Origin of the sequence: Microbacterium sp. B24, from assembly GCF_000333415.1 — a bacterium.
Classification (GTDB): Bacteria; Actinomycetota; Actinomycetes; order Actinomycetales; family Microbacteriaceae; genus Microbacterium.
Map to the genome: position 1 here is coordinate 1 of NZ_BADB01000155.1, position 3,064 is coordinate 3,064.

The following is a 3,064-nucleotide window of genomic DNA, read 5'->3' on the forward strand; positions in this document are numbered from 1 at the left end:
TCGGACAGGGCGCGATCGTCGTGGGAACGCATGCCCTGCTGAGCGCGTCGACGACGTCGCCCGACCTGGGCCTCGTCGTCGTCGACGAGCAGCACCGTTTCGGCGTCGAGCAGCGCGAGACGCTGCGAGCGAAGGGGACGGCGCCGCACGTGCTGGTGCTCACCGCGACACCCATTCCTCGCACGGTCGCGATGACCGTGTTCGGAGACCTGGACGTCTCCACCATCCGCACCCTTCCGAGCGGGAGAGCGGGCATCGCGACGCACGTCGCACCGCTCGCGGAGAAGCCCGGCTGGTTCGGACGCGTGTGGGAGCGCGCCGCCGAGGAGGTGGCCGCCGGACACCAGGTCTTCGTCGTCTGCGCCGCCATCGACGCCGAAGCCGTCGGTACCACGGCGAAGGATGCCGCGGAGGACGTTCCCGTCGATGTGGGCGCGCCCGAAGGCGAACAGCCGCGCACACGATGGGGTGTCGTCCAGGTCGCACAGATGCTCGACGGCATCCCCCTCTTCGACGGCCTGCGCGTCGAGATCCTTCACGGGAAGATGTCGGGGGAGCAGAAGGATGCCGTCATGCAGGCGTTCGCGGCCGGCCAGATCGACGTCCTCGTGGCGACCACGGTGGTGGAAGTCGGCGTCGACGTGCCCAATGCCTCGACGATGATCATCATGGAGGCCGATCGGTTCGGCGTCTCGCAGCTGCACCAGCTTCGCGGGCGGGTGGGTCGCGGTGCGGTCGCCGGCTTGTGTCTTCTCGTCACGGAGGCGCCGGAAGGGACGCCGGCCCGGTCTCGCGTGGAAGCGGTCGCGTCCACGACGGACGGCTTCCTGCTCGCCGAGATCGACCTCGAACTGCGCGGAGAGGGCGACGTGCTCGGAGATGCCCAGTCGGGGGCGCGCACCTCTCTGCGGCTTCTTCGCGTCGTCCAGGATGCCGATCTGATCGCGCGAGCCCGTGCGGCGGCGGCAGACGTGCTCTCCCGCGACCCGATGCTCGAAGACCACCCCGGCCTCGTCGCAGCGATCGAGCGGCGCATCGGGCAACAGGAACGGGCGGCCCTGTCCAAGAGCTGATGGGGCTCGAAAGTGACGCCGCTAGGCTGGCGGCATGAACAACCGCATCGCGGTGGTCCCCGGTTCGTTCGATCCGCCGACCCTCGGACATCTCGACGTCATCCGCCGCGCCGCGGCCCTGTACGACGAGCTGCACGTGCTCGTCGTACACAACCCGGGCAAAGAGGCCATGCTGCCGATCGCACAGCGGCTGAGTCTGCTCGAGCAGTCGATCGGGGAGGAAGGCGTCGAAGGCAATGTCGTCGTCGCCTCCTGGAGCGTCGGGCTTCTGGTCGACTATGCCCAGGACGTCGACGCCGGCGTGCTCGTCAAGGGCATCCGGTCCCAGATCGACGTCGCCTACGAGACGCCGATGGCGATCGTCAACCGGCACCTGGCCGAGATCGAGACGGTCTTCCTGCTGCCCGACCCTGCGCACGCACTGGTGTCGAGTTCTCTCGTGCGACAAGTGGCCGCTTTGGGCGGCGATGTCTCGCCGTTCGTGCCGGGGCCGGTCGCCCGCTTCCTCGATACAGGGGGACGGGCGGGCTGACCGCCGTCGATGCCCGCGGGGCGGCTAGCATTGCGTGGTGGTCAGAAAGCATGTGAGCGGTCCGTTCGTGTTCCCGGTGCGCGATATCTCGCATCGTGCGGGGGAGATGCGCGAGTTCGACATCGAGGTCCCCGCGCCGGCGAAATGGGGCGAGGGACTCGTCTCCGTTGCCGAGGGTGAGCCCATCGAGCTGGCCGTTCGTCTCGAGTCGGTCCACGAGGGCATTCTGGTGACCGCCGAGATCGACACCGAGTACTCCGGGGTCTGCGGCCGATGCCTCACCGACATCGCCCGGCCTGTCGAAGTCGAGTTTCAAGAGCTCTTCGGGTATCCTGGGACGGAAGCGATCGACTTCGAGGTTCAAGACGACCACGTGGATCTTGAAACTCCGGTCAGGGATGCGATCGTCCTCTCGCTTCCGTTCCAGCCGGTGTGCCAGCCGGACTGCCCGGGGCTCGACCCCATCACGGGTGAGAGGCTGGCCGCAGGAACCGTGCCGGAGATTCCGATCGACGAGCGCTGGGCCGCGCTGAAGGCCCTCACCCCAGACCCTGACGACGAGGCCTCGAGCCGCGTCGCCACCGATACAGAGAAGAGCTAGCCATGGCAGGTAACCCCCCGAAGCGGAAGGTCTCCCGCTCCAACACTCGTTCGCGTCGCGCACAGTGGAAGGCCGAGGCGCCCACGCTCGTCAAGACCGTCGAGAACGGCAAGGTCGTCTACAGCCGTCCCCACCAGGCGAAGGTCGTGACCGACTCGCAGGGTACCGAGCTGTTCCTCGAGTACAAGGGCCGCAAGGTCGCAGACATCTGATCGCGGCGGCCATCTGATGGCGGATGCCGTGATCGAGCACCGTGTGCTCTCCGACAAGCTCGGGGTCGATATCGACCCCGAGCTTCTGTCGGTTGCGCTGACACACCGCTCGTTCGCCTACGAGAACGGCGGGATCCCGCACAACGAGAGACTGGAGTTCCTCGGGGACTCGATCCTCGGTCAAGCGGTGACGGTGCACCTGTTCTTGACGCACCCTGAACTGGAAGAGGGTGCCCTGGCCAAGCGCCGGGCGAGCGTGGTCTCCACCGTCGCTCTCGCCGAGGTTGCCCGCGGTATCGACCTCGGCGCGCACCTGCGTCTCGGACGCGGTGAGGATCAGACCGGTGGGCGCGACAAGGACTCGATCCTCGCCGACACGATGGAAGCGGTCATCGGCGCCACATTCCTCTCCTCCGGGCCGGAAGCGGCCACGGCACTCGTGCTGCGCCTCGTCGAGCCGCTGATGGCGGACCCCGACCGCTACGGCGCCGCGATGGATCCGAAGACGAGCCTCCAGGAGCTCGCAGCGCGGCTCACCCTCGCGCCGCCGTCGTACGTGATCACCGCCGAAGGCCCCGATCACAATCGCGTGTTCACCGCGACGGTGAGCGTCGGCGAGGCGTCTGCGGCGGGCGTCGGTCCAGCA

General features: G+C 68.0%; 5 protein-coding genes. All 5 read left to right on the plus strand.

What is annotated here, in order from left to right; all coding sequences use genetic code 11:
* The coding region (locus I5I_RS03695) for a helicase-related protein (protein WP_036316582.1) at positions 1–1,073 on the plus strand (1,073 nt) is incomplete at its 5' end.
* A 34-nt stretch (positions 1,074–1,107) separates the two neighbouring features.
* On the plus strand, positions 1,108–1,605 hold the full coding sequence (gene coaD / locus I5I_RS03700; protein ID WP_036285302.1) for a pantetheine-phosphate adenylyltransferase: 498 nt from the start codon (positions 1,108–1,110) through the stop codon (positions 1,603–1,605).
* A gap of 106 nt (positions 1,606–1,711) precedes the next feature.
* Positions 1,712–2,206, plus strand: coding sequence for a YceD family protein (locus I5I_RS03705; protein ID WP_239640009.1), 495 nt, complete (start codon positions 1,712–1,714; stop codon positions 2,204–2,206).
* Positions 2,207–2,208: 2 nt separating this feature from the next.
* Positions 2,209–2,418: a 50S ribosomal protein L32 gene (gene rpmF, locus I5I_RS03710; protein ID WP_005050211.1), complete on the plus strand. Its 210-nt coding sequence runs from the start codon at positions 2,209–2,211 to the stop codon at positions 2,416–2,418.
* A gap of 16 nt (positions 2,419–2,434) precedes the next feature.
* Positions 2,435–3,064 (plus strand): ribonuclease III (rnc, locus tag I5I_RS03715; protein WP_036316583.1); only part of this gene is annotated, 630 nt, incomplete at its 3' end.